The organism is Sandarakinorhabdus oryzae (assembly GCF_009733735.1).
Taxonomy (GTDB): Bacteria; Pseudomonadota; Alphaproteobacteria; order Sphingomonadales; family Sphingomonadaceae; genus Sandarakinorhabdus; species Sandarakinorhabdus oryzae.
Genome location: NZ_WNJP01000351.1, coordinates 1 through 966, shown reverse-complemented (window position 1 = coordinate 966; position 966 = coordinate 1). Strand labels below are relative to the sequence as shown.

At 71.8% G+C, this 966-nt stretch carries 1 protein-coding gene and 1 pseudogene; one reads left to right on the top strand and one right to left on the bottom strand.

Features of this window, described 5'->3' with window-relative positions; genetic code table 11:
• Positions 1-760 (bottom strand): annotated as a pseudogene (locus GJ693_RS16230) (hypothetical protein); the annotation flags it as partial.
• Between the two features lie 67 nt (positions 761-827).
• Here GJ693_RS16230 and GJ693_RS16225 point away from each other — a divergent pair.
• The coding region (locus GJ693_RS16225) for an SDR family NAD(P)-dependent oxidoreductase (RefSeq protein WP_328598853.1) at positions 828-966 on the top strand (139 nt) is incomplete at its 3' end.

Here is a 966-nt window from a genome sequence, read left to right as displayed (position 1 = left end):
CGGCAAACAGCCGGGGCGCGGTGGCCAGCGCCGGCACCAGCAGCAGCATCGGCAGCGCGATCACCAGCGCCGAGACCAGCCCGGCCTGCGCCACCACCGGGCCCAGCGCGGCGCGGCCGCCCTCCATCTCCTCGACGAAATAGAGGCCGTAAACCGCGCCGCCGCACCAGAACAGCCCACCCAGAACGGCCAGCCCGAAGTCACTGAAATCCAGCGCCGGGGGCGGCAGCAGCATCATCAGCGGCACGGCCGGCGCAGTGGCCGCCACCCAGGTAAGGATGGCCAGCGCCAGCATCTCGACGCCGAGGAAGATGCCGGTCACCAGCGCCGAGGTGCGGATGTTGAGCATGGCGATGCCGGCGGCCAGCGCCAGGCCAACCAGCGCCACCGGCAACGTGGGCAGGCCGGGCCAGATCACCTTCAGATAGCCCGCCAGCCCGAGCGCGGAAAAGGCGATCAGCGGCAGTGCTGTCACCAGCGTCATGAACATATAGCCATGGGCCACGCCTGGCCCGAGCAGCGCCGCCAGCCCCGGATAGACGCCGCCCGCCCCGGCCCGGCGCGCGCCCAGTTCGGCATAAAGCAGGGCGAGCAGGGCAGCGAGCAGGCCGCCGGCGATGAAGGCCAGCGCGGCGCCGCTGCCGGCCAGGTGCAGCACCGCCGATCCGCCGACGAACACGGAGAGCACCGGCGACGAGGCCGACAGCACCAGCAGCAACACGCCGCCCGGCCGCAATGCCCGTTCCAGTTTCACGTCCAAGCGGCGGCTCCTCCCGCGGTTGACGTGGCATCGGCGATGGCGTCTCGTCAATGCGCGACAAAAGAGGATGTTGGGGATGATTGATTGGACGGGGCAGCGCGTGCTGATCACCGGGGCGGCGAGCGGGATCGGGCGGGCGCTGGCCGTGGCGCTGGCGGCACGCGGGGCGCTGGTGGCGGCGGCTGACATCAACGCCGACGGCGTGG